Origin of the sequence: Micromonospora terminaliae (genome assembly GCF_009671205.1) — a bacterium.
GTDB lineage: Bacteria > Actinomycetota > Actinomycetes > Mycobacteriales > Micromonosporaceae > Micromonospora > Micromonospora terminaliae.
This window is the reverse complement of record NZ_CP045309.1, coordinates 3,171,705-3,195,990: the sequence shown is the minus strand read 5'-3', so window position 1 is coordinate 3,195,990 and position 24,286 is coordinate 3,171,705. Positions and strand designations below refer to the sequence as shown.

The following is a 24,286-nucleotide window of genomic DNA, read 5'->3' as shown; positions in this document are numbered from 1 at the left end:
CGTCACCCGGCGGCGGAGACCAGGTCGCGGGTGACGGCGGGGACGTCCCGGGCGCCGGAGAGCGCCATGGTGAGGTCGAGTTCGGCCACCACGTTGCGGATGACGTCCTCCACGCCGCGCTGTCCGGCGAGCGCCAGCCCGTACAGGTGCGGCCGGCCCAGCAGGACCGCGTCGGCGCCTAGGGCGAGCGCCACGAAGACGTCCGCCCCGGTGCGGATGCCGCTGTCGAGCAGCACCGTCGGCTCCGGGCCGATGGCGTCGCGGATCGCGACCAGGGCGTCGAGGGAGGCGATGGCGTTGTCGACCTGCCGGCCGCCGTGGTTGGACACCACGATTGCGTCCGCGCCCAGGTCGAACGCGCGGCGCGCGTCGTCCGGGTGCAGGATGCCCTTGAGCACCACCGGCAGCCGGGTGCGCTCCCGCAGGGTCGCCAGGTGCTGCCAGGACAGCCCCGGGTTGGAGTAGACGTCCAGGAACGTCTCCACCGAGGCGCGGGGCAGGGGCGAGCGCAGGTTGCGCCAGAATCGCCCGGGGTGGTTGCGGGTCATGGCCAGCAGGGTGCGTACGGCGCTCAGGGTGATCCGGACGTCCTGCTTCGTGGCCGGCCGGGCCACCCGTTCGGCGACGATGGCGGCGAAGCGGGGATCCGAGGTGTACTGGGCGATGCCGACGCCGCGGGTGAACGGCAGGAACCCGAGGTTGAGGTCCTGCGGCCGCCAGCCGAGCACGGTGGTGTCCAGGGTGACCACGAGGGCGCCGGCCCCGATCGACTCGGCCCGCTGGATCAGGCTGTCCACGAGGCCCTCGTCCTTGCTCCAGTAGAGCTGTACCCAGCGCGGAGTGTCGCCCATGGCGGCGGCGCAGTCCTCCATGGTGTTGCAGCCCTGGTTGGAGAAGACGTACCCGGTGCCGGTGGCGGCCGCGGCGCGGGCGATGGACAGGTCGCTGTCCCGGCCCATGAGGGCGCCGGCGCCGACCGGGGCGAGCAGGACCGGGCTGGCGTGGCGGGTGCCGAGCAGGTCGACGGACAGGTCCCGCTCGACCGCGCCGGCCGCCATGCGGGGGACGATCGCCCAGCGGTCGAAGGCCGCCCGGTTCCGCCGCATGGTGCGCCCCTCGCCGGCGCCTCCGGCGACGTACGCCCAGGCGATCCGGCTGCTGGCCCGGCGTGCCCGCCGCTCCAGCTCGGCGAAGTCGGTCGGGACGGCCGGTCGCCGCCCGAGCATGCCCTCGCGGTAGATGTGCTGCAGCCGGCTCAGCCCGGTGCCGGTGGGCGGGGTCCCGGCGGGGACGGCGGCCGGGACGCCGGTCGGGTCCGCGGAACCGGCGGACCGGTGGGCCGTGTCGGTCATGGTGGTCCTCCGGGGGTGGTGGCCTTCGCTGCCGAGATCAGCACCCTAAGACCAGGGCCCCCGGCCTGCCCACCGGGCCGGTGGCATCACGGTGGTTGCATCTGGCATCACGGTGATGCCATACTGGCGTCATGGAACTTCGCACCTACGTCGACGCCATCCGGCATCAGCTCGCGGTCGCCGCCGCCGCGGGCGGGGACGACGCCCGGGAGGTCGCCGAGCGGCTCACCGCGCCGCTGGAGTCCGCGATCCGGCTCGCCCTGCTGGAGGCGCTGTCCGAGGCGGCCACGGAGATCACTCGCGACCTCGCGCCCGGTTCGGTCGACCTGCGCCTGCGGGACCGGGAGCCCAGCTTCGTCGTGACGCCACCGCCGACCGAGCAGTGGGCGGACGAGGCGGCACCCGCGCCTCCGCCGGCGCCGCTGCCGCAGCCACCCGCCGACGGCGAGGACGAGGCGACGGTGCGGATCAGCCTGCGGCTGCCCGAGCACCTCAAGACGCGCGTCGAGCAGGCGGCCGCCGGCGCCGGCGTCTCGATCAACACCTGGCTGATCCGGGCCGCGGCGGCCGCCGTCGACGCCGACAGCCAGCACCACCGGGGCCACGCCCCGCGCCTCGCCGGTCCCGCCACCGGCGGCCAGCGCTTCACCGGCTGGGCGCGCTGACCGCGCCGGCCCCACCGACCACCCGAAAGGGGAGCACCATGCCATCCTTCGACACCCCCGCACCGATCTCGGCGTCGGTCGACCTCGTCGCCGGCGAGGTGCGGATGACCGCCGGCCCGCGCACCGACACCGTCGTCCAGGTGCGCCCGGCCGACGAATCCGACGAACGCGACGTGCGCGCCGCCGCGCAGACCCGGGTCGAGTACGCCTCCGGCCGCCTCGTGGTCCGCGGGCCCCGGCAACCCGGCTTCGGCGTCTTCGGCCGTACCGGCTGCGTCGAGGTGACCATCGACCTGCCGGCGGCGTCCGGCGTGGACGCCAAGCTGGGCGTCGGCGCCATCAGCTGCTCCGGCCCGCTGGCCGACTGCCGGCTCAAGACCGGGGCCGGCGATCTCCAGGTCGAGGACGCCGGCAAGCTGAGCCTCCACACCGGCTTCGGCGCGGCCATCGCCGAGACCGTGGCGGGCGACGCCGAGGTCACCACCGGCTCCGGCAAGCTCAGCGTCCGCGCCGTCGGCGGGCACGCCGTCCTCAAGAACGGCAACGGTGAGACCTGGATCGGCGAGACCGGCGGCGACCTGCGGATCCGCTCGGCGAACGGCAGCGTGGCCGCCGAGCACGCCGCGGCCTCCGTCACGGCGAACACCGCCAACGGCGACATCCGCGTGGGTGAGCTGGTCCGCGGCTCGGCGACGTTGCGCACGGCGGCCGGGCGGATCGAGGTCGGCATCCGGCGCGGCACCGCCGCCCTGTTGGACCTGCACACCAGCTTCGGCAAGGTCCGCAACGAGCTGGACGCCACCGCCGGTCCGGCCGACACGGACGAGAAGGCCGAGGTACGCGCTCGCACGGCCTACGGCGACATCCTGATCCACCGCTCCTGACGCACGCCCTCGTCCCCGGTCGGGCCCGGACGGCCCGACCGGCGATGGCTCGCGCCCTCATGTTCCGCAGCGCGCTCGACCAGTGGAGGAAGCAATGGCGGTAACGACCGCGACCCGGCCGGCCATCTCGGTGTCCGGCCTGCGCAAGACCTTCGGGGACACCGTCGTCCTCGACGGCATCGATCTCCTGGTGACCGAGGGGACCGTCTTCTCGCTGCTCGGGCCCAACGGCGCGGGCAAGACCACCATGGTGCGGATCCTGTCCACCCTCCTGCCCGCCGACGCCGGATCGATCCGCGTCGCCGGCCACGACCTGGCCGCCGATCCCGACGGGGTGCGTGGGGCGATCGGCGTGACCGGCCAGTTCTCCGCGGTCGACAACCTCCTCACCGGCGAGGAGAACCTCCGGCTGATGGCCGACCTGCACCACCTGGGTCGCGCCGAGGGCCGGCGCCGCATCGCCCGGCTGACCGACCGCTTCGACCTCGGTGAGCTGGCCCGCAAGCCGGTCTCGGTCTACTCCGGCGGGATGCGCCGCCGTCTCGACCTGGCCATGACCCTGGTCGGCGAGCCACGCCTGATCTTCCTCGACGAGCCCACCACCGGCCTCGATCCCCGTAGCCGGCACGCCATGTGGGAGATCATCCGCGGTCTCGTGGCGGAGGGCGTCACCGTGTTCCTGACCACCCAGTACCTCGACGAGGCCGACGAGCTCGCCGACCGCATCGCGGTGCTCGACCACGGCCGCGTCGTCGTCGAGGGCACCCCCGAGGAGCTGAAGCGGCGCATCCCCGGCGGGCACATCCGGCTGCGGTTCCCGGACCTGACGGCGCTGCACGCGGCCGCCCACCTCGTCGCCACCGGCCAGCCCGACGACGACGCCCTCACCCTGCAGGTCCCCAGCGACGGCGACGTCCGATCCCTGCGGACCCTGCTCGACCGGCTCGACGACGCGCACGTCGAGGTCGACCACCTCTCGATCCACACGCCGGACCTGGACGACGTCTTCTTCGCCTTCACCGGCACACCCGCATCCACCACCGCCGACCACGCCACCACCGGGGGACACCGATGACCAGCCTCGCCTACGCCGTGACCGATTCGGCGACCATGCTCCGCCGGCAGATCCGCCACATCCAGCGCTACCCGTCGCTGACCGCGATGCTGATCGGCATGCCCGTCGTCCTCTTGCTGCTGTTCGTCTACGTCTTCGGCGAGACGCTCGGCGCCGGACTCCCCGGGGGAGGCGGGGACCGCGGCGCCTACCTCAATTACCTGGTGCCCGGCATCCTGCTGTTCAGCGTGACCGGCGCCGCCCAGGGAACCGCCATCTCCGTGGCGATGGACATGACCGAGGGCATCGTCGACCGCTTCCGCACCATGGCCATCTCCCGCGCCGCCGTGCTGACCGGGCACGTCCTCGGCAGTCTCGTGCAGACCCTGCTCTGCATCGCCGTCGTGCTCGGCATCGCCCTGGCCATCGGCTTCCGGCCCACCGCCACCCCGGTCGAGTGGCTCGCCACCGCCGGCGTGCTCGCCGCTATCGCGTTCGCGCTCATCTGGCTGTCGGTCGCGCTCGGCCTCGTCAGCGACAGCGTCGAGACCGCCAGCAACCTGCCCATGTTCCTGACCCTCCTGCCGTTCCTGGGCAGCGCCTTCGTGCCCACCGACACCATGCCGGCCGGCCTGCGCTGGTTCGCCGACTACCAGCCGTTCACGCCGGTGATCGAGACGATGCGCGGGCTGCTGCTCGGCACGGGCATCGGCAGCAGCGCGATCCTGGCGCTGGCCTGGTGCGCGGTGATCTCGCTGCTGTCCTACCTGTGGGCCCGGCGCTCGTTCCGCCGGCGGGCCGCCCGCTAGCCGGCGGCGTTTCACCCTCGATGAAGGGGGGACTGCACGGTCATGGCGACGCGGCGTGGACCTGTCCTGGACGACACCCTCGGGTTGGCGCTGGGCGGCTACGCCTGGCTGCCCGCGCTGTGGCGCCACGGCGGCGGCCGTGCCGTGCGTACCCGGGTGATGGGCCAGCCGGCGGTCGCGCTGCGCGGGCCCGACGCGGTGCGGTTCTTCTACGACGAGCGGCACGTGCGGCGGCACGGCGCCATCCCGGAACCGGTGCGGGCGACGCTGTTCGGTCGCCGGGCCGTCCACACGCTCGACGGCGCCGACCACCGGCACCGCAAGGTCATGTTCCGGTCCGTGCTCACCGACCCGCGCCGGGTCGCCGCCCTGGTCGACCAGGTGGCGGCGGCCTGGCACGAGGCGGTCGCGGCGGCCGGCGACGGGCGGCGGATCGTGCTGTTCGACGAGGCGAGCCGGGTGCTCACCACCGGGGTCTGCGCCTGGGCCGGGATCCCGTTGACCGGCGCCGACGTGGCGCCCCTGGCCCGTGACCTGGTCGCCCTGGTCGACGGGTTCGCCACCCCGGGGCCACGGCACTGGCGGGCACGGCGCGCCCGTGGGCGGCGGGAGCGGTGGCTCGCGGCCCTGATCGGGCAGGTGCGGGCGGGTACGGTGACCGCCATGCCCGGATCGGCGCTGGAGGTGGTGGCCGCCTACCGCGGCCGCGACGGGCACCTGATGGATGCCGAGCTCGCTGCCGTCGAGCTGCTCAACATCATCCGCCCCACCGTCGCGGTGTCCTGGTTCGTGGCGTTCACGGCACACGCGCTGCACCGCTGGCCGGAGCAGCGCGACCGGCTGCGCACGGGCGACGCCGCCTATGCCGTGGCGTTCGCCCACGAGGTACGCCGGTTCTACCCGTTCGCGCCGTTCGTCGGCGGCCGGGCGGTCACCGACCTGACCTGGCAGGGCCAGCACGTCCGCGCCGGGTCGCTCGTCCTGCTCGACATCTACGGGCAGAACCACGACGCGACGCTGTGGCCCGACCCGTACCGGTTCGACCCGGGGCGGTTCGTCGGGCGCGCTCCGGACCCGTACGAGTTGATCCCGCAGGGCGGGGCCGACGCGCGCACCGGGCACCGCTGTCCCGGCGAGGACGTCACGGTGGCCCTGCTGGCGGCCTTCGCCGGCCGGCTGGCGCGCCTGGACTACACGGTTCCGGGACAGGACCTGACGATCTCGCTGCGCCGCATCCCGGCGCTTCCCCGCAGCCGGGTCGTCCTGACGGACGTGCACCGGCAGACGCCCGCCGTCGAACCCGCCGTCCGGCGCGGGGTGTAGGGCAGGGGCGGCCCGCCCCGCTCAGGACCGCCGGCCGCGCGTGCGCAGCGCGTCCTCCGACTGGACGTCGATGTCCGCGTCGTCGGGGAACGACCGGCCGGACGGCGCCGGGTCCGGGGGCGCGCCGGGCCCCGCCATCGGCGTCCGGGTCGGCTCGACCGATCCCAACCCGTGCCGGCCCGCGCGGCCCGAGGGGCCCGCGGGGCCCGCGGGCGCACCGGCGCGGCGCTCACCGCGGCGTCCCTCCGGTACGGCGGTCTCCTCGCTGCCCTCGTCCATCGGATCGTCCTCGCCCGCACCCCACGGCGCGTCCGCGTCGAAGCCGTCCCGGGTGACCCACGGGTTCGCCGCCTCCGGCTGCTGCTCGTCGCCCCGCCCGCTGCTGCCCGTCATCGCGCACCTCGCTGGTCTCGTCCGGCGGTACCCGGGTCGATTGCCCACGCCGGTCGCCGTCATTCCTCGGGCGCGTCCCGGACCCGCCCGTGCGGGAAGGCTCAGGCCGGGGGAGCGGTGCTGCGGAAGGTGCGGCGGTAGGTCTCCGGCGGCACGCCGAGCGTGCGGTGGAAGTGCCGGCGCAGCGTCGTGGCGGTGCCCAGGCCCGCCGCCCGCGCGACGGCGTCGATGCTCCGGTCGCTGTTCTCCAGCAGTTCCTGGGCCCGCCGGATCCGCTGCGTGGACAGCCACTGCAGCGGGGTGGTGCCGGTCGCCGCCGCGAAGTGGCGGGCCAGGTTGCGCGAGCTCATGTTCGCCCGGCGGGCCAGGTCCTCCACGGTGAGCGGCCGGTCCAGCCGTTCCATCGCCCACGGCAGCAGGTCGCCGAGGGGGTGGTCGTCGCGGGCCGGCACCGGGGTGGTGACGAACTGGGCCTGGCCGCCGGCGCGGTGCGGCGGCACGACCAGGCGGCGGGCGACGGCGTTGGCGACGGTCGAGCCGTGGTCGCGGCGGATCAGGTGCAGGCACAGGTCGACCGCGGCGGCCTTTCCGGCGGAGGCGAGCACGCTGCCGTTGTCGACGTAGAGCACGTCCGGGTCGACCGCCACCCGGGGATAGCGGGCGGCCAGCGCCTCGGTGTGGGCCCAGTGGGTGGTGGCGCGCAGCCCGTCGAGCACGCCGGCGGCGGCCAGCACGAAGGCGCCCGTGCAGAACGAGACGAGCCGGGCGCCCGCCTCGTGGGCGGCGCGTACGGCGTCGAGCAGGTCGGGGGGCAGGTCCGCGTCGATGTCCTCGACCGCCGGGACGATCACGGTGTCGGCGCGGGCGAGCCGGTCCAACCCGTCGTCCGGCTCCATCCGGAAGCGGCCGATCCCCACCGGGCCCGGCCCGCAGACCACGAGGTCGTACCACGGGTCGGCCAGGCCGGAGGGGTCGTGGGCGAAGACCTCGAACGCCATGGCGAGCTCGAAGTGCAGCATCCCGTCGGTGGCGGCGAGCGCGATCGTGGCCATGTCCGAAACTGTACGGGTCATGTCGTTCCCGACACTGGCCCGGGTCCGGCCGCTGCCGGAGGATCTTTTCAGTCGATCTTTTCCGGCGAAGGAGCAGCAGATGGGTTCGGGTCAGACCGTGGCGGTGTTCGGAGCGTACGGGCACACCGGCCGGTTCGTGGTACGCGAGTTGCGCGAGCGCGGGTCCGTCCCGCTCCTCGTCGGTCGCGACCCGGTGCGGCTGGAGGCGCTGACCGCGTCGCATCCGGGCCTGGAGCACCGGGTGGCGTCGGCCGGCGATCCGGCCTCGCTCGACCGGGCGTTGCGGGGCGCGGACGCGGTCGTCAACTGTGCCGGCCCGTTCGCCTCGACCGCGGCCCCCGTGATCGAGGCGGCCCTGCGCGCCGGGATCCGTACGTGGACGTGGCCGCGGAGATCGAGGCCAACCTCGACACGTTCACGCACTTCGCCGACCGGGCCCGGGCCGCCGGCGTCCCGGTGGTCCCGGCGATGGCCTTCTTCGGCGGGCTCGGCGACCTGCTGGTCACCACGGCCATGGGCGACTGGACGGCGGCCGACGAGGCGCACGTGGCGTACGGGCTGAGCAGCTGGCACCCCACGGCCGGGACGCTCGCGTCGGGCACCGTCTCGCGGGACCGGCGCGACGGCCGGCGGGTCCGGTACACCGGTGGCCGGCTGGAGTACCACCTCGGCGCGGGCGACCTGCCGGCCCTGGAGTGGGACTTCCCCGCTCCGGTGGGGCGCCGGACCGTCCTCGGCGGGTTCACGATGGCCGACGTCGTGACCGTGCCCAGCCACCTGGCCATCCCGGAGGTGCGCACGTACATGACCACCGGCGCGGCCCGGGACCTGGCGTCACCGGACTCGCCCGCGCCGGCCGCGGTCGACGAGTCCGGCCGGTCCGCGCAGACCTTCACGGTCGACGTGGTGGTGCGCTCGGGCGACACGCGACGACGGATCACCGCCAGTGGCCGGGACATCTACGCCGTCAGCGCGCCGCTGGCGGTGGAGGCGGTCCACCGCATCCTCGACGGCCGGACCAGGACGAGCGGCGTGGCCTCGGCCGGCGCGATCTTCGATGCGCCCGATTTCCTCCGCGCGCTGTCCGCGCACCTGACACTGGGGGAGTGAGTTCGGTCCCGCGGGTGGAATCCCCGGAAAACTTGATTCATTCCAAAAGACTGGGCTATGTTCGTCGCATGCCGTCCGACTTCGAGACCCAGCTCCGTGGGGCCTCGTTGCGCGTGACGCGGCCCCGGTTGGCGGTGCTCGCCGCGCTGCGCGACCACCCGCACGTCGACACCGACACGGTGATCGCCCTGGTACGGGCGAATCATCCCACGGTGTCGCACCAGACGGTGTACGACGTGCTGCGTGCGCTCACCGACGCCGGTCTGGTGCGGCGCATCCAGCCCGCGGGTGCGACCGCCCGGTACGAGTCGCGGGTGGGGGACAACCACCACCACGTCGTGTGCCGCTCCTGCGGCACGATCGCCGACGTCGACTGCGCTGTGGGCGACGCTCCCTGTCTCACCGCCTCCGATGACCAGGGGTTCGTGGTCGACGAGGCGGAGGTCGTCTACTGGGGCACCTGCCCCGGCTGCGCGACCGCACGCACCTCCCAGTGATCCGTCAGTTCGGAAGGAAGTAGATGAGCGACACCCAGGACCAGCCCTCGAGCGCGCAGGGCGTGGACAAGAAGGCGGCGGCCGGCTGCCCGGTCGCGCACGACTCCGTCACCGCGCACGGCAGCGAGAGCGAGAACCCGGCGATCGACTCGCCGACCCCGAAGACCGGGGGTCGCCCGCGCACCAACCGGGACTGGTGGCCCAACCAGCTCGACCTGTCCGTGCTGCACGCCCAGTCGCCGAAGGGCAACCCGCTGGGGACGGACTTCAGCTACGCCAAGGAGTTCGCCAAGCTCGACGTCGAGGCCCTCAAGCAGGACATCATCCAGGTCCTCACCACCTCGCAGGACTGGTGGCCGGCCGACTTCGGCCACTACGGCGGCCTGATGATCCGGATGAGCTGGCACGCCGCGGGCACCTACCGGATCCAGGACGGCCGCGGCGGCGCCGGCGACGGCGCCCAGCGGTTCGCCCCGCTCAACAGCTGGCCGGACAACGCGAACCTGGACAAGGCGCGCAGGCTGCTGTGGCCGGTCAAGCAGAAGTACGGCCAGAAGATCTCGTGGGCCGACCTGCTCGTGCTCGCCGGCAACGTCGCCCTGGAGTCGATGGGCTTCAAGACCTTCGGCTTCGGCTTCGGCCGTGAGGACGTCTGGGAGCCCGAGGAGATCTTCTGGGGGCCGGAGGACACCTGGCTCGGCGACGAGCGCTACGCCTCCGAGAAGGAGATGGTGACCGGCGTCGGTGCGACCGAGATGGGTCTCATCTACGTCAACCCGGAGGGCCCCCGCGGCAACGCGGACCCGGCCGCCGCGGCGCACTTCATCCGCGAGACCTTCGCCCGGATGGCGATGAACGACGAGGAGACCGTCGCCCTCATCGCGGGCGGCCACACCTTCGGCAAGACCCACGGCGCCGGCGTCGCCGACGACCACGTGGGCCCCGAGCCCGAGGGTGCCCCGCTGGAGGCGCAGGGCCTGGGCTGGCTGAGCACCCACGGCAGCGGCAAGGGCGCGGACACGATCACCAGCGGGCTCGAGGTGACGTGGACCGACCGGCCGACGCAGTGGAGCAACCGCTTCTTCGAGATCCTCTTCGGCTTCGAGTGGGAGCTCACCACGAGCCCCGGCGGTGCGAAGCAGTGGGTCGCCAAGGACGCCCCGGAGATCATCCCGGACCCGTTCGACCCGTCGAAGAAGTACAAGCCGACGATGCTCACGACCGACCTGTCGCTGCGGGTCGACCCGGCGTACGAGAAGATCTCCCGCCGGTTCCTGGAGAACCCGGACGAGTTCGCGCTGGCGTTCGCCAAGGCCTGGTACAAGCTGCTGCACCGCGACATGGGTCCGGTCAGCCGCTTCCTCGGCCCGTGGGTCCCGGAGACCCAGCTCTGGCAGGACCCGGTGCCGGCCGTCGACCACGAGCTCGTGGGTGACACCGACATCGCGGCCCTCAAGGCGAAGGTCCTGGAGTCCGGTCTCACCACCGCCCAGCTGGTCTCCACCGCCTGGGCCTCCGCCGCGAGCTTCCGGTCCACCGACAAGCGCGGTGGCGCCAACGGCGCCCGGATCCGGCTCGAGCCGCAGCGCAGCTGGGAGGTCAACCAGCCCGAGCAGCTCGCGGCGGTCCTGTCGACCCTCGAGGGCATCCAGCAGGAGTTCAACGCGGCCGGCGGCGCGAAGATCTCGCTCGCGGACCTGATCGTGCTGGCCGGGTCGGCCGCCGTGGAGAAGGCGGCGCGCGACGCGGGCGTCGAGGTGACCGTGCCGTTCCACCCGGGCCGCACCGACGCCAGCCAGGAGCAGACGGACGTCGAGTCCTTCCGGGTCATGGAGCCGCGCGCCGACGGGTTCCGCAACTACCTGCGGCCGGGCGAGAAGACCCAGCCGGAGGTGCTCCTCGTCGACCGGGCCTACATGCTCGACCTGACGGCGCCGGAGATGACCGTCCTCATCGGCGGGCTGCGCGCCCTCGGGAACAACGTGGGGGGCACCCGGCACGGCGTGCTCACCGACCGGCCCGGTGTGCTCACCAACGACTTCTTCGCCAATCTGCTCTCCCCGGGCACCCGGTGGAAGGCGTCGGAGTCCGAGGAGCACGTGTACGAGATCCGGGACGTGGCCACCGACGAGGTGAAGTGGACCGCCACCGCGGTCGACCTCATCTTCGGGTCCAACTCCCAGCTGCGGGCCCTCGCCGAGGTCTACGCGAGCGAGGACGCCCGCGAGAAGTTCGTGGCCGACTTCGTCGCGGCGTGGACCAAGGTCATGGAGCTCGACCGGTTCGATCTCTCCTGATCCAGCGCCCACCGACGAGCCCCGGTCGACCGATCAGCGGTCGGCCGGGGCTCGTCCCCCGTTCGGTCGTCTCGCGCTGCACTCACGCGGTGCGCAGTGCCGTGGCCGGGGAGAGCCGGGCGGCCCGCAGCGCCGGGTAGACACCCGCCAGCCCGCCGATGAGGACGGCGGCGCCCAGCCCGGCACCGATCGCGGTTGCCGGCACCAGCGTCTGCCAACCGCGGACGGTGGCCAGCACGTACGTGACCGTGGCGCCCAGCACGACCCCGGCCGCCCCGCCGCCCGCGCCCAGCAGCAGCGACTCGACCAGGAACTGCGCCGCGACGTGCCGCCGGGTGGCGCCCAGCGCCCGGCGCAACCCGATCTCGCCGCGCCGCTCCAGCACCGAGATCACCAGCACGTTGGCGATGCCGATGCCGCCCACCAGCAGGGCCACCGCGCCCAGACCGAGCAGCAGGACGGTGGCGCCGCCGGTGACCGCGAGCCGGGCCGTGAGCGCTTCCGAGGGCCGGCTCACGGCGACCTCCTCGGGGTGGGCCGGGTTGGCCGCCCGCCCCAGCAGGCCGGCCACCTCGTCGGTGCGTTCGGTCTGGGCCCGCACGAAGATCCGGGTCGGTCTGCCGTCGTACCCGAACTGCGCGGCCGCCACCGGCGCGCCGATCAGCGCGGCCCCGTCCAGCTCGGGCGCCAGCTCGACCGGCGCCAGGATGCCCACCACCGTGTACCAGCGCTGTCCGAGGTAGACCTGCGGGTCGCCGGTGACATCGCGGATGCCCAGCGACGTGGCCGCGTAGTGGCCGAGCACCACCGCCGGGTAGCGGGCCAGCGCCGCGTCGAGGAAGCGGCCGTCCACCAGGGTCGCGTCCAGCGTGGCGAGCAACGCCGGGTCGGTGACCCGCACGGACAGCCCGCCCGTCCGGCCGGACGGCACCCGGTCGTTGCGGTAGATCCGTTCGTCGAGCATCGCGGTCGCCGCCGAGCTGAGCACCCCGTCGGTACGCGCCACCGCCGGGGCCGCGGCCACCGGCAACCGTGCCTCCTCGCCGCGGATGGTCTTGCCGTTGGCGACGGTGAGCAGATTGGTGCCGACCCGGTCGATCTGGGCGAGCACGTCCGACTGGCTGGACCGGGTGACGCCGAGCACGGCCACCATGGCCGCGATCCCGATCGCCACCCCGAGGATGGACAGCGCCGCCCGGCCGGGCCGCGACCGCAGGCCCACGGTGCTCACCGGCAGCAGGTCGGCGACGCGCAGGCGGGACCTCACGACGCACCTCCGCGGTCTGCGACCACCAGACCGTCCCGCAATTCGATGCGGCGCCGCATCGCCGCGGCGACCCGCTCGTCGTGGGTGATCACCACGATGGTGACGCCGTCGCCGTTGAGTTCGCGCAGCAGGTCGACGATCCCGGCGCCGGTGACGGAGTCGAGGTTGCCGGTCGGCTCGTCGGCGAGCACCACGGCGGGCCGGCCGACCAGCGCGCGGGCGATCGCCACCCGCTGCCGTTCGCCGCCGGACAGATGCGCGGCGGGGAAATGTGCGCGGTGGGCCAGGCCGACCCGCTCGCACGCGGCGTGCGCGGCCCGCCGGCGTTCCGCGGCCGGCACCCCGCGGTAGAGCAGGCCGGCCGCCACGTTGTCGGCCGCGCTCAGCCGTTCCAGTAGGAAGAACTGCTGGAAGACGACCCCGAGAAGGTGCGCACGCACGCCGGAGAGCTGCCGGTCGCGCAGCTTCTCCACCGGGTGGCCGGCGATGCGTACCGAGCCACCCGACGGGCGGTCCAGGCCGGCGGCGAGGTTGAGCAAGGTGGTCTTGCCGGAACCGGACGCGCCCGCCACGGCGACCAGCTCACCGCTGTGCACGGCGAGGGTGACGCCGCGCAGCGACTCGACCGGCGGGGTGCCGGGGTAGACCTTGCGCGCGTCGATCAGCTCCAGGACGGCGGTCATGTCGCCGGCACCTCCACGGTCTGGCCGGCGGTGAGGCCGCGGACGATCTCCACTTGGCCGGTGCTCTCGTCGAAGCTGCCCGGTTCCACCTGGACCGCGGCACCGGCGTTCAGACGGACCTGGTAGCCGCCGCCGGGCCGGGCGAGCAGTGCGGCGATCGGGATCAGCAGGACGTCGCGGCGGGTGCCGGTGACGATGTCGACGGTCACCGGCGCCTGGTCCAGACCGGAGCCGCGGGGCAGCTGGACCGCGATGGTGAGCGGGACGGTCGCCAGGTCCGGGTTCGCCGGCTGCGGTGGGCCGTTGCCCGCGTCAGCGGAGGGCGCCGTCGCGACGTCGCCGACGGCGGTGACCCGGCCGTGGATCGGGTCCGCGTCCGGCAGGCCGACCTCGACCTGGTCACCGACGTGTACGGTGCTGCGCTGCGCGGTGTCCAGTTGAGCGATCACCGCCCGGTTGTTCGACGTCCCGGTGAGCACGGTCGCGCCGGGCCCGACGGTGCCGCCGACCCGGACCTGGAGTTGGGTGACGCGCAGCGGGGTGGGCAGGAAGACGATCTCGCCCTGGCCGAGTCGTCCCGTGCGCTGGTACGCCGGCCGCCCCCAGGTTGCTTCCCAGCGCCGGATCGCGGTCGCGGTGGCGCTGCTGAAGTGCCGGTCCACGGTGATCCGGTGGTGCGGGTCGAAGCCCATCGCCACCAGGTTGCGTTCGAGTTGGCGAACGTCGGGGCCGTCGCTCATCCCGTAACGGAAGTCGCGGTAGGCGGGGACATCGCCCAGCAGGAGGCGGACCGGCGCGTCGGCCACCCGGTAGAGGACGCCGCCGCGGGCGATCGTGTCGCCCGAGTCGGGCCCCGCGGTCAGCACGCCGGGCGCGCCCTGATGGTCGACCGTGTAGGAGCCGGCGTATCCGAGGACGCCGCCGATCTGGACGCGTTCGGTGAGCGTGCCCTGGGTGACCTCCGCGGTTCCGGTGGCCACCGAGGCGGCGGGCGCCGCGGGGGCGCTCGGCTCGGAGCCGAGGGCGTAGGCCGCGCCGGCGGCGAGCGGCGCGGCCACCGCGACCGCGAGCACCGTGCCGGTCCCGCGCCGGCGGCTCACTTCTTGCCTCCGCCGCTGTTGTCCTGGATGCGGACCTCCCCGCTCCAGATGTTCCGGCAGGCGTCTGCCGCCGGGTTCATCCGCTGGGCCGGGATGCCGTTGGCCAGCGGGGTCCCGCTGAGGTCGAACGCGCCCTCGGCGTTCGGATCCGGGAACTCGGGGATGCCGTGCTCGCGGATGCACTTGGCGTACTCGGCGAGCTTGCGCAGGTCTGCTGCCGAGAGCTGTTGCTTGGGGCGGAAGGCCGTCGGGGGGTACCGGTCCTCGATCGACTTGCAGGCATCGATGGCCTGCCGATGGTTTCGGAGGTCCGCCTTCCAGTCGTATCCGCCGCTGGGTGGGAACTGGAGGTATCCCTCCGGGGAGAGATCCGCGTCCGGCATCCGGGCCAGGCCGTGGTCGCGGATGCACTGGACCCACTCCTGGCCGAGGGCGAGGAGCTGCTGCCGGCTCACCGACGGCGACGCCGACGGGCTCGACGCCCCGGAGGGTGAACCGCCACGGTCGCACCCGGCGACCCCGGCCCCGACCGCGAGCAGTGCGGCGAGGAACACTGTGGACGTTGTTCTGGTCATGGCTCCACGGTGGCCGCCGCAGCGGTTGAACTCGTCGGACCGGAGTCGGTCCTTCGGCGACCGCCGGTACCGCGGACGTAGCACCTGAGTCGGACGCTGCCGGCGCCCTCGCTCCCTACCATGGGATGGTGCCCCGGTTCGTGCCGCGCCACTTCCTGACCGACGCCGCCCTCGCGCTGGTGCTGATCGTGCTGACCGTGGGGCCCGGGCTGGTGATGCGATTCCTGGCCCGGGCGAACCCGTATGTCGCGGCCGAGTACCTGAAGAAGAACGATCTCCCGGCGGACCGACTGTGGTGGATTTTCGCCGCGCTGATCGTTCTCGGCCTGGTGATCAGACAACACCATCCGCCGCTGGCCCTGGTACTGGCCGGGGCCGGGACGTTCGGGCACCTGTTCATCGACGCCAAGTTCCAGCTGCTCGATCTGGCGCTTCCGCTGGTGCTCTACACCGTGGCCGCGATGGCCCGGAACCGGCGGCTCTCGCTCGCCGTGCTGGCGCTCACCATGGTCCTGACCTACGCGACGATGCTGAGCGGCCGGATCCATGCCGAACAGCAGGAGCTCGCGCGGTCCGGCAAGCAGGTTGCGCAGAAGGAGGTCGCCCAAGGGCCGGTCGAGGGGGCGCCGGTCAGGGAAGGGATCAGGACGGGGCCCTCGCCGGCTTCGGTGCTCTCGGTCGACAGACTGGTCAATGTCGGTCAGTCGCTCACGGAGCTGTGGCTGCTGCTGGTCGCGGCGTTCGCGGTCGGCGATTCGATGCGCAGCCGGCGCGCGCACCTGGCCGCGGTCGAGCAGCGCACCGCCGACCTGGCCCGGGAGGAACGGCAGCGGGCGGCGCTGGCGGTCGCGGCGGAACGCGCCCGGATCACGCGGGAGTTGCACGACGTGGTGGCACACGGGATCTCGGTGATGGTGGTGCAGGCCCAGGGCGCCTCCGCCGCACTGGACCGGCATCCGGACCGCGCCGCCACCGCCCTGCAACACGTGATCACCACCGGACGGTCCTCGCTGGCCGAGATGCGCCGGCTGCTCGCCGCCGGGCGCACCGATCCGGCCGAGGACACGCGACTCACGCCGCTGCCCGGCCTCGACGCGGTGCCCGCGCTGATCGATCAGTTGCGGTCCACCGGAATGCGGGTCGAGCTGCACGTCGACGGGGAGCCCGCGGCGGTGCCCGCGGCGGTCGATCTGTCCGCGTACCGGATCGTGCAGGAGGCCCTGACGAACACGCTGAAGCACGCGGGCCCGGGCGCCGGCGCCGTGCTGCGGCTGGTCTTCGAGCCCGGCCGGCTCGGGGTGGAGGTGGCCGACGACGGCACGGGCGCTGCGGGCGGGACGGACGGGCGGGGCAACGGGTTGCGCGGCATCGCCGAGCGCGTCGCCATGCTGGGCGGCGAACTGGAGACCGGCCGGTCCGACCCTGGCGGGTTCCGGCTCCGTGCGACGCTGCCGATACCGAGCGAGACCGCGCCGGTACCGCGATGAGCGTCCGGGTGGTGCTGGTCGACGATCAGACGCTGGTGCGCACCGGGTTCCGGCTGGTCCTGGAGGAGACCGGCGACATCGAGGTGGTCGGGGAGGCCGCCGACGGGTCACAGGCCCTGGACGTGGTCGCTCGTACCCGGCCGGACGTGGTCCTGATGGACGTGCGGATGCCGGGCCTGGACGGCATCGAGGCGACCCGCCGCATCCGCTTCGGCCCCCATGCGGCTCGGGTGATCATCCTGACCACCTTCGACCTGGACGAGTACGTGCTGGCCGGGCTCCGGGCCGGAGCCAGCGGTTTCCTGCTCAAGGACGCGCTCGCCGCCGACCTCGTCTCGGCCGTCCGGGTGGTGGCCGCCGGCGAGGCGGTGGCCGCCCCCAGCGTCACCCGCCGCCTGTTCGCCCACTACCTCGGCCGGACCCCACCCCGGTCGGGCACGGACGCGCGGCTGGCGGCGCTGACCGAGCGCGAGCGGGAGGTGCTGACCCTGGTCGCGCGGGGGCTGTCGAACGCGGAGATCGCGGCGGCGCTGTTCGTCTCCGAGAGCACGGTCAAGACCCACCTCGGCCGGATCCTGGCCAAGCTGGGTCTGCGGGACCGGGTGCAGGCGGTCATCCTCGGTTACGAGTGCGGCCTGGTCGACGTCGGCCCGGACCGGTAGCGGCGGGCCGGCCGGTCCTCGCCGCAGGCCGGGAGCCCGGCCGCGAGCTGCGCCGGCAGGTCGGCCGGTTACCGTTGCCGCTGTGCGGGCGGAGGCGGGCGAGGCGATCGGTTTCTCGGTGCTCGGTCCCATCCGGGTCGTCCGCGCCGGCGCCGAGCTGTCGCTGGGCGCGCGCCAGCAGCGGCTGGTGCTCGCCCTGCTGCTGGCCCGGGCCGGGCAGCCGGTCTCGCTGGCCGAGCTGGTCGACCTGCTCTGGGACGAGGAGGCCCCGGTCAGCGCCGCGAACGTCGTGCACCGGCACGTCGGGGTGCTCCGGCGGCTGCTCGAACCCGGCCTGCCCACCCGGTCGGTCGGCCGGCACCTCCTCCGGGAGCTGTCGGGCTACCGGCTGCGCGCCGACGAGGAGTCCCTCGACCTGCTGACGTTCCGGTCGCTGAGCCGGCGGGCGGCCGCGAGCCTGCAGGACGGCGACCCGGAGGCGGCGCTGCGGCACGCCCTCGAGGGGCTGCGGCTGTGGCGCGGCCGGTGTGCCGCCGGCCTGGAACCGGCCTCCCTCCGGCATCCCGCGTTCCTCGCCGTGGAGGACGAGCGCGCCCAGGCCGTGCGCCTGGCCGCCGACGCCGCCGAGCGCTGCGGGCGGATGAGCGCGGTGCTGGGGCCGCTGCGGCAGGCGGCCGAGCAGCACCCCCTCGACGAATCGCTGCAGAGCCGGCTGCTGCTGGCGCTCGCCGCCGACGGCCGCCAGGCGGAAGCCGTCGAGACGTACCGGGTGGTGCGCCGCCGGCTCGCCGAGGAGCTGGGCGTGGACCCGGGCGAGGAGTTGCGGGAGGCGTACGACCGGCTGCTGCACCAGCGCACCCGGCCGCCGCGTACCGGATCGCCGGCGCCACTGCCGCGGCCCGCGCAGCTGCCGCCGGACCTGCCCTTCTTCACCGGCCGGGACGACCTCGTGGCGGACGCCCGCGCGGCGGTCGCGCGGCCGGGTGGGCCGGCGGTGCTCGCGATCGACGGCATGCCCGGGGTCGGCAAGACCGCCCTGGCCATCCATCTCGCCCACGGGTTCGCGGCCGGCTACCCGGACGGGCAGCTCTACGTCGACCTGCGCGGATACGACGGGCGGGAGCCGGCCATGAGCCCGGGCGAGGCGCTGCGCGGCTTCCTCGGCTCGCTCGGTGTGCCGCAGCAGGGCATCCCTGCCGAGCTGCACGCCCAGGCGGGCCTGTACCGCAGCAGCCTCGCCGGCCGGCGCATGCTGATCGTGCTCGACAACTGCCGGGACGCCGAGCAGATCCGGCACCTGCTGCCGGGCAGCCCCGGCTGCCTGGTGATCGTCACCAGCCGCAGCCGGCTCAGCGGCCTGCTGACCACGGCCGGCGCCCATCCGTTGCCGGTCGGCCTGCCGAGCGTCGAGGAGGCCCGCGCGGCGCTGTCGGGCCCGCTCGGCGCCGGCCGCGTCGCGGCGGACCGGGCCGCCGTCGACGCCATCATCGCGGCCTGCGGGCGGCTGCCCCTCGCGCTGGCCGTGGTGGCCGCCCGCGCGGCGAGCCTGCCGAGGACGCCACCGGCGCAGATCGCCGCGGAGCTGGCCGCGACGCCCGGGAGCCTCGACGGCTTCGACGGCGACGACCCGCAGAGCGGTGTACGCGCCGTCTTCTCCTGGTCCTACCAGGCGCTCTCGGCCCCGGCCGCCCGGCTCTTCCGGCTGCTGCCGGTCCATCCCGGCCCGGACATCTCGGTCGCCGGCGCGGCGGGCCTCGCGGGCGTCCCGCTGCGGACCGCGCGGGCACTGCTCGGCGAGCTGAGCCGCGCGCACCTGGTCAGCGAGGACCCGCCCGGCCGTTACCGCACCCACGACCTGCTGCGTTCCTACGCCACCGAACTCGGCGAGGAACACGACGGCCCGGCCGAGCGCGCCGCCGCGGAGCTGCGCTGCCTGCGGTTCTACCGGGCCACCGGCTACCAGGCGCACCGCCGGCTGCTGACCTCCGAAGGCCACCCGATGATCGACCCGGGGCCGGGCGAGACGCCGCTGCGCTTCGCCGGCCACGCCGACGCCATGCGCTGGTTCACCGCCGAGCGGCAGGTCCTCATCGCGCTGGTCGGCCGGGCCGCCCGGCAGGGCCGGCACACCGACGCCTGGCAGCTCGCCCTGGGCATGCAGCACTTCTTCGACCGCAGCGGCCGGTGGGCCGACTGGACGACGACCGGCGAGGTGGCGCTGGAGGCCGCCCGCGCGGGCGGTGACCTGATCGGGCAGGCCCGGATGCACCGCAGCCTGGCCGGCGCGGCCTACTTCCGGCACGAGCACGAGACCGCGCTTGCGCATCTCGACCGGGCGCTCGCGCTGCTCGCCCGGCTCGGCCTGTCCGGCGAACTGACCCGGGCCACGATCAACCGGGCGATGATCCTGAGCGCCCAGGGGCGGCACGAGGAGGTCGTCCGGACCGTCTCCGCGACGCTGGGCCCGTGGACGGCCGGGGACGACAAGCTGCTCGCGGACGCGCTGGTGATCATGGCGGCGAGCAACGCCGAGCTGGGCCGGGTGGACGAGGCGGTGCGCTGCGCCGAGCAGGCGATGGCGCTGTCGCGCGGGGCGCGGTACCGGCTCGGCGTGGCCGAGGCGTGGGAGGCGCTCGGGAAGGCGTACGCCGCCCGGCGGGAGGGCGGCCGGGCGGTCGACTGCTGGCGCGAGGCGGCCGCCGCCTACCAGGAGGCCGCGGCGGCGGCGCCGGCCGCGGAGGTGCTGGCGCTGCTCGGGGACGCCCTCGCCGCCGCGGGCGACCAGGAGGGCGCGGTACGCGCCTGGCGGGACGGGATGGCCCTGATCCCGTACGGGCACACTCCGACCGGCCGGCGGCTGGCCGGCCGGCTCGCGGCGGCCACGCCGCGTCGGTGACCGGTCGCGCTCGGCGACGGCACTGGATTCGCACTCGCGTGTCAGTCCGTTGGCACCCGCCGTCCCTAGGCTCCTGCCTCATTCACGGTTGTTGCTGCGGATGGGGGAGATCGTGCTGGGGGCACCCGACGGATCACCGGCCGGCCGGGCCGAGCGCATGACCGCGCTGCACGCGGACCACGGCCGTGCCGTGCTGCGCCTGCTGCTCCTGCTGACGCGGGACCAGCCGCAGACGGCCGAGGATCTGCTCCAGGAGACGATGCTGCGGGCCTGGCGGCACCTCGACGCGGTGCCGGACGAGCCCGACGCCGCCCGCAGGTGGCTCCTCACCGTCGCCCGGCGACTCGTCATCGACGGGGTCCGGCGGAGGCGCGTCCGCCCGGCCGAGGTCCACCTCGTCGACATGACCTGGATCCCCGCCCGTGACGACACCACCGGCACGGCGCTGGCGTCGCACACCGTCCGGCGCGCGCTCCGCCGGCTCAGCCCGGCGCAGCGCAGCCTGCTCTCCGAGGTCTTCCTCGTCGGGCGGTCCCCGGAGGAGGTCGCGGGCCGGCTGGGGGTGCCGATCGGCACCGTGAAGTCCCGGACCCACCATGCCCTGCGTGCCCTGCGCACCGGCCTCAAGGCGGCCTGAGCCGTGCTGCCCCCGGCCCGGGCCGCCTTGAGGCCGGACCGGCTCCGCCGCCGGTGACCCCGGACGCGGCGCCGTCGGGGGCGCCGCGTCCGAGGGCCGGTCCTCAGTACCGGTAGGCGCGGAGGACGGTCTGCTTGACCGTGTTGCCGCTGGTGTCCGTGGCGGCGGCCCGCAGCGAGACGAAGCCGGAGCCCGCCGGGTTGCGCACCCAGGCGACCCCCTTCTCGCCGTGCCGCTGCACGGTCAACCGCTGCCACGTCCGGCCGTCGTCGAAGGACGCCTCGACGGTCAGGGTCCGGGTCCGGCCCGGCGCCGCCCCGACCTGACGGTCGAGGGAGACCGGGACGGCGAACAGCCGGCCGGCCGGCGCCCGGTTGTCGATGTCGAGGTCCGGGCTGTACCGGATCGCCGTCATCGGCAGCTTCACCAGTTCGCCGTCGGGCACGTGCGCGGACGTGAAGGTCCACTCCGCGTCCACCACGGTGGACAGGGTGAACTCCGGGTCGCTGCGGAAGGTCGCGGCCAGCCGGTAGTTCCCCTTCTCGGCGGGCACGTCCCACACCCAGGGCGTCTGGTTCGCCTCGCCGACCTTGACCCCGTTGCGGTAGAGGTCCACCTGCACGCTGCCACCGCGAACATGGCGGAAGCCCATGTGCCCGGTGCCGTCACCGTGCAGCGGCCCGGGGCCGCCCAGCGTGTCGCCCCAGTAGCGGGTGGCGAACTGCTGGCCGAAGTTCGGCTCCGGGAAGACCGGCCCGGCCACGCCGGTGGCCCACTTCACGTCGTACGTGCGCCCGGGGCGGAAGCTGGTCCACGCCGACTCGTAGTAGGTGTACCGCAGCTGGGACGAGGTCGACTGCCACACCGCCTGCTTGTCCTGGTTGTAGTACTCGGTGACGGTGCTCGGCACGTCGTAGGTGAAGCTCGGCGGGACGTTGCGTTCGTCCCGGTAGATCGGCGAGTTGCCCGGCGCGTGCGCCACGGCGGTCCGGGCGACCGGCACGCCGGCCACGTCCGCGCTGATCCGGGAACGCACCGTGGCGAAGTCGCCGGCGCGCAGCCTGCGGGTCAGCCCGGTCATCATCTTCTCGGGCTCGTAGAGGTAGACCCGGTAGGCGTACGGGCTGTTGTGCAGGCTGCCGTCCTCGGCGACCTGGCCCCACATCCCGTTGAGGTAGGACACGAAGCCGGGCGTCCTGCCGGCCCCGATCTGCGCGGTCCGCAGGTGGTCGAAGGGCAGGCCCATGAGCACACCGAACGGGTCGTTGCTACCCCAGATCTGCGGTTGCTCGGTCCGGATCGTCCAGCCGAACTCCTGGTGGACCGCGGTGGCCCTGGCGTTCGGCACCGACACCACGACGGGCTTCGCCAGGCGGGCGTCCATGGTCAGCGCCTGGTCGCCGGTCAGGTCGAGGCTCGGGCGCATCAGCGACGTGATCTGCGGGAGGAACGGGTCGCCGGTCAACAGGTAGGTCTGGAGCAGGTAACGGCCCGCGCGGACCTGGTAGGTGGTGGTCGCGGGGTCGTCGAAGACCGTCGTGGTCTGCCGGTCCAGGTCGGTCAGGAGGGTCACCCAGCCCTGGTCCGGGGTGGGCGCCCCGCCGTCCGGCCCGACGAGCTTGAGGCTCAGCCGGTGGCGGGCGACGTCGAGCGCCACCGGGGTCTGCACCTGCGCGCCGTCGCCGGTGGCGGTCACCTCACCGCCGAAGTAGCGGTCGGGCAGGCCGGTCCCGGCCTGCACGGTGACCGTCACGCCGGCCGTGCCGCCCGCCGGGACCGTCACCGAGGTGGCGCTGAGGCTGAACAGGCCGGCCGGCGCCGGGGCGCCGTCGGCGTCCTTCGCGTCGAGGGAGACCGCCAGCGTGAGGGCGGTCGAGCCGCTGTTCGCGTACGTGATCGTCTGCTGCTGCGCCGCGGTGGTCCGCCCGAAGGCGACGCTGACCGGGCTCGCCGTGACGGTCTGCCGGATCGCCCGGGCGACGTCGAGGAAGCCGGCGCCCTGCTCGTAGACACCGATGGTGGCGTTCGGCTTCGCGGCCGCCATCAGCGTGGACTTGATCCGCTCGGGCGTCCAGTCCGGGTGCTGCTGGGTCAGGATCGCCGCGGCGCCGGCCACGTGCGGAGTCGCCATCGAGGTGCCGTTGAGGCTGGTGTACTGCGGGTTCTCGTCGTTGGGCCACAGGCCGGAGGTCGAGCTGCGGGCGGCGACGATGCCGACGCCGGGAGCGGTGACATCCGGCTTGATGCCGGCGTCGCCCGCGCGCGGGCCCCGGCTGGAGAACTCGGCCAGCTCGCCCGTCTTGGTCACGGCGCCCACGGTCAGCGCCTCGCTCACCCCGCCGGGCGAGTTCACCGTGGACTCGCCGCCCTCGCCGCTGTTGCCGGCGGCGACGACGAAGAGCACGCCGTAGCGGTGGGTGAGGTCGGCCAGGGCCGCCTCGATCGGGTCGGTCTCCGGGGTGTCCTGGCCGCCCAGGCTCATGTTGGCGACCTTGACGCCCTGCTCGGCCGCCCACGTCATGCCGGCCAGGATCGCCGACTCCGGGCAGCCCTCCTCGACGCAGACCTTGGCGCTGTAGAGGGTCGCGCCGGGCGCCATGCCCTTGTAGCGGCCCTCCGACGCGGCCGCCGTGCCGGCGATGGTGGAGGCGACGTGGGTGCCGTGGCCGACCCGGTCGAGGGTGTCCGGGTCGGAGGTGAAGTTCTCCGCGGCGGCGACGCGGCCGGCCAGGTCGGGGTGGGTCTGGTCGACGCCGGTGTCGATCACGCCGACCTTCACCCCGGCGCCCGTCCAGCCCGCGCGCCAGGCCTCCGGCGCGCCGGTGAGCGGAACGCTGACGTCGAGGGTCGGGTGGCGCAGCCCGTCGAGCCAGACCTTGTCGAACCCGGCCCGCAGGCGCCGCTCGGTGCCGCTCGCCGACGTGAGGCTGTTCCAGAAGGACACCGCGTCGGCGCGGCTCTCCGCCACGGCGCTGGCCCTGCCGATCTGCCGGGTGGTCCGGCTCCCGGCGAGACCGGCGGGGGCGGCGCCGCTGTGCTGGACGATGAGCGGCAGGGTGGCCCGGCTGTCGTCGTAGCCGAAGTCGACGAGCATCGAGACGTCGAAGAGGCGCTGGTCGAGCTTGCCCCGGTTGAGCAGGCCGACGGCGTCGGCGGGGATGACCCGCACGTCCGCGCCGGCGCTGTGGGTGATGAACGGGATCCGTTCCCGTCCCTTGCCCGGTACGACGTTCACGGCCGTCTGGCCGTTGACGGTGCTGACGTGGACGGTGTCGCCGGTGAGCAGGGTGACCGTCCGGGGCTTGGCCGCGACCGGGGGTGTGGTCGCCGGCTTCGCGGCGCGGGGCTGCGCGGACACCGGTGAGGTGCCCGGAGCCGCCGCCGAGACGCCCAGCACCAGCAGTGCCAGCGCCGATAACGTGCGAACTGAACGCATGATTCTCCCTGGATGAACGCGAGGGGTGTCCAGGGGCTCCGGACGTGGCCGGCGGGTGAAGGTTCATTCGTTGTGACCCAGGTCAC

The 24,286-nt window shown here is 74.2% G+C and carries 20 protein-coding genes and 1 pseudogene; 13 read left to right on the top strand and 8 right to left on the bottom strand.

Annotation, left to right across the window (positions count from 1 at the left end; genetic code table 11):
* Positions 1–2: 2 nt before the first annotated feature.
* On the bottom strand, positions 3–1,352 hold the full coding sequence (locus tag GCE86_RS14410) for an alpha-hydroxy-acid oxidizing protein (protein ID WP_154227444.1): 1,350 nt from the start codon (positions 1,350–1,352) through the stop codon (positions 3–5).
* A 131-nt stretch (positions 1,353–1,483) separates the two neighbouring features.
* Here GCE86_RS14410 and GCE86_RS14405 point away from each other — a divergent pair, with 131 nt between their 5' ends.
* The 5 genes from GCE86_RS14405 (at position 1,484) to GCE86_RS14385 (ending at position 6,087) form a co-directional block, all read left to right on the top strand.
* On the top strand, positions 1,484–2,017 hold the full coding sequence (locus tag GCE86_RS14405; protein ID WP_154227443.1) for a hypothetical protein: 534 nt from the start codon (positions 1,484–1,486) through the stop codon (positions 2,015–2,017).
* A gap of 38 nt (positions 2,018–2,055) precedes the next feature.
* Complete coding sequence (locus GCE86_RS14400; RefSeq protein WP_154227442.1) at positions 2,056–2,901, top strand: DUF4097 family beta strand repeat-containing protein; 846 nt, start codon at positions 2,056–2,058, stop codon at positions 2,899–2,901.
* A gap of 94 nt (positions 2,902–2,995) precedes the next feature.
* Positions 2,996–3,976: an ATP-binding cassette domain-containing protein gene (locus GCE86_RS14395; protein WP_154227441.1), complete on the top strand. Its 981-nt coding sequence runs from the start codon at positions 2,996–2,998 to the stop codon at positions 3,974–3,976.
* Positions 3,973–4,764, top strand: coding sequence for an ABC transporter permease (locus GCE86_RS14390; protein ID WP_154227440.1), 792 nt, complete (start codon positions 3,973–3,975; stop codon positions 4,762–4,764). The genes GCE86_RS14395 and GCE86_RS14390 overlap by 4 nt, the downstream gene beginning before the upstream one ends.
* A 42-nt stretch (positions 4,765–4,806) precedes the next feature.
* Positions 4,807–6,087 (top strand): cytochrome P450, encoded by a 1,281-nt coding sequence (locus GCE86_RS14385; protein ID WP_154227439.1) that lies wholly within the window; start codon positions 4,807–4,809, stop codon positions 6,085–6,087.
* Between the two features lie 21 nt (positions 6,088–6,108).
* Here GCE86_RS14385 and GCE86_RS14380 read toward each other — a convergent pair whose 3' ends face one another.
* A complete protein-coding gene (locus GCE86_RS14380; RefSeq protein ID WP_154227438.1) occupies positions 6,109–6,480 on the bottom strand; it encodes a hypothetical protein in 372 nt (123 codons plus the stop codon).
* Between the two features lie 101 nt (positions 6,481–6,581).
* Positions 6,582–7,532: a helix-turn-helix domain-containing protein gene (locus GCE86_RS14375; RefSeq protein WP_154227437.1), complete on the bottom strand. Its 951-nt coding sequence runs from the start codon at positions 7,530–7,532 to the stop codon at positions 6,582–6,584.
* Between GCE86_RS14375 and GCE86_RS32495 the strand changes: the two are divergent.
* The 4 genes and pseudogenes from GCE86_RS32495 to katG form a co-directional block, all read left to right on the top strand.
* A pseudogene (locus GCE86_RS32495) lies at positions 7,477–7,875 on the top strand (NAD(P)H-binding protein); the annotation flags it as partial. The gene GCE86_RS14375 and the pseudogene GCE86_RS32495 overlap by 56 nt on opposite strands.
* 53 nt (positions 7,876–7,928) lie before the next feature.
* Positions 7,929–8,663 (top strand): saccharopine dehydrogenase family protein, encoded by a 735-nt coding sequence (locus GCE86_RS14370; protein ID WP_244317334.1) that lies wholly within the window; start codon positions 7,929–7,931, stop codon positions 8,661–8,663.
* Between the two features lie 68 nt (positions 8,664–8,731).
* Complete coding sequence (locus GCE86_RS14365) at positions 8,732–9,160, top strand: Fur family transcriptional regulator (protein ID WP_154227436.1); 429 nt, start codon at positions 8,732–8,734, stop codon at positions 9,158–9,160.
* Between the two features lie 23 nt (positions 9,161–9,183).
* Positions 9,184–11,457: a catalase/peroxidase HPI gene (gene katG / locus GCE86_RS14360; protein WP_154227435.1), complete on the top strand. Its 2,274-nt coding sequence runs from the start codon at positions 9,184–9,186 to the stop codon at positions 11,455–11,457.
* 82 nt (positions 11,458–11,539) lie between these two features.
* Here the strand turns inward: katG and GCE86_RS14355 are convergent, their stop codons facing one another.
* Genes GCE86_RS14355 through GCE86_RS14340 form a run of 4 tightly spaced genes read right to left on the bottom strand, consistent with a single transcriptional unit; the run spans position 11,540 to position 15,082 of the window.
* Positions 11,540–12,724 carry an ABC transporter permease gene (locus tag GCE86_RS14355; RefSeq protein ID WP_154227434.1) on the bottom strand — a complete coding sequence of 395 codons (1,185 nt, stop codon included), beginning with the start codon at positions 12,722–12,724 and terminating at the stop codon, positions 11,540–11,542.
* Positions 12,721–13,407, bottom strand: a complete 687-nt coding sequence (locus GCE86_RS14350) for an ABC transporter ATP-binding protein (RefSeq protein WP_154227433.1) — start codon at positions 13,405–13,407, stop codon at positions 12,721–12,723. Before GCE86_RS14350 ends, GCE86_RS14355 begins: the two co-directional genes overlap by 4 nt.
* Entirely contained in the window at positions 13,404–14,507 is a 1,104-nt protein-coding gene (locus GCE86_RS14345) for an HlyD family efflux transporter periplasmic adaptor subunit (RefSeq protein WP_154227432.1), read from the bottom strand. The genes GCE86_RS14350 and GCE86_RS14345 overlap by 4 nt, the downstream gene beginning before the upstream one ends.
* Positions 14,504–15,082: a hypothetical protein gene (locus tag GCE86_RS14340; RefSeq protein ID WP_154227431.1), complete on the bottom strand. Its 579-nt coding sequence runs from the start codon at positions 15,080–15,082 to the stop codon at positions 14,504–14,506. Before GCE86_RS14340 ends, GCE86_RS14345 begins: the two co-directional genes overlap by 4 nt.
* Positions 15,083–15,207: 125 nt before the next feature.
* Here GCE86_RS14340 and GCE86_RS14335 point away from each other — a divergent pair, with 125 nt between their 5' ends.
* The 4 genes from GCE86_RS14335 to GCE86_RS14320 all read left to right on the top strand — a co-directional run bounded on the left by GCE86_RS14335 (position 15,208) and on the right by GCE86_RS14320 (position 20,764).
* Entirely contained in the window at positions 15,208–16,569 is a 1,362-nt protein-coding gene (locus GCE86_RS14335) for a sensor histidine kinase (RefSeq protein WP_154227430.1), read from the top strand.
* A complete protein-coding gene (locus GCE86_RS14330) occupies positions 16,566–17,231 on the top strand; it encodes a response regulator (RefSeq protein ID WP_154227429.1) in 666 nt (221 codons plus the stop codon). The genes GCE86_RS14335 and GCE86_RS14330 overlap by 4 nt, the downstream gene beginning before the upstream one ends.
* A gap of 82 nt (positions 17,232–17,313) precedes the next feature.
* Complete coding sequence (locus GCE86_RS14325; RefSeq protein ID WP_154227428.1) at positions 17,314–20,127, top strand: AfsR/SARP family transcriptional regulator; 2,814 nt, start codon at positions 17,314–17,316, stop codon at positions 20,125–20,127.
* 100 nt (positions 20,128–20,227) lie between these two features.
* Positions 20,228–20,764: a sigma-70 family RNA polymerase sigma factor gene (locus GCE86_RS14320; protein WP_154227427.1), complete on the top strand. Its 537-nt coding sequence runs from the start codon at positions 20,228–20,230 to the stop codon at positions 20,762–20,764.
* A 103-nt stretch (positions 20,765–20,867) separates the two neighbouring features.
* Here the strand turns inward: GCE86_RS14320 and GCE86_RS14315 are convergent, their stop codons facing one another.
* Entirely contained in the window at positions 20,868–24,200 is a 3,333-nt protein-coding gene (locus tag GCE86_RS14315) for a S8 family peptidase (RefSeq protein WP_154227426.1), read from the bottom strand.
* Positions 24,201–24,286 lie beyond the last annotated feature (86 nt).